This window comes from Arthrobacter sp. ZGTC212, from assembly GCF_002929255.1.
GTDB classification, from domain to species: domain Bacteria; phylum Actinomycetota; class Actinomycetes; order Actinomycetales; family Micrococcaceae; genus Arthrobacter_B; species Arthrobacter_B sunyaminii.
The window spans coordinates 1-539 of sequence record NZ_PJIJ01000076.1 but is presented as its reverse complement, the minus strand read 5'-3'; the positions used below and the strand labels follow the sequence as shown (position 1 = coordinate 539).

Genomic DNA, 539 nt, shown 5'->3' with positions numbered 1-539 from the left:
CCCGGGCGCACCGTGTGGCAGGGGATTTGGTTGCTGGAACTGTATCTGTGAACACGGTGGATGCCTTGGGCAACACCACGCCCTTCGGCGGCTTCAAGCAGTCCGGTTTTGGCCGGGATCTGTCCTTGCATGCCTTTGATAACTACACGGCGACGAAGACCACCTGGATCCAGTTCGGCTGACCAGCTCGATCGGAAAAAGCGATAACCTCCATCTGCATTCGGTGCTTTACGTGATCCACTTCACGCCCATACGCTGATCTCCACAGCGGACCGGACCCGAGCATCAAGCACTGCAAGCGAGCCGGCACCGGTTCCTTCTTTTCGTCGTCATGGAGACAACTGCACTACCCACCCTTTTTGCGCAGTAGCAAACTTAAGCAGTAGCAAAGGACCGATCATGGATCAGCAAGTAGCCTCAACACGCCTTGCCCAGGAGCAAAGCAAGCATCTACAGAAATCACTCGGCCGCTTCGACATCCTGTTGCTGGTGGTCGCGGCCGTCATCTCAGTGGAAGTCCTGGGGCAGGTCTCCGGTTT

Annotated in this window: 1 protein-coding gene; it reads left to right on the top strand. The window is 56.8% G+C overall.

Annotated features, from left to right (window positions below; translation table 11 throughout):
- The coding region (locus CXQ89_RS17965) for an aldehyde dehydrogenase family protein (protein ID WP_146067314.1) at positions 1 to 182 on the top strand (182 nt) is incomplete at its 5' end.
- Positions 183 to 539 lie beyond the last annotated feature (357 nt).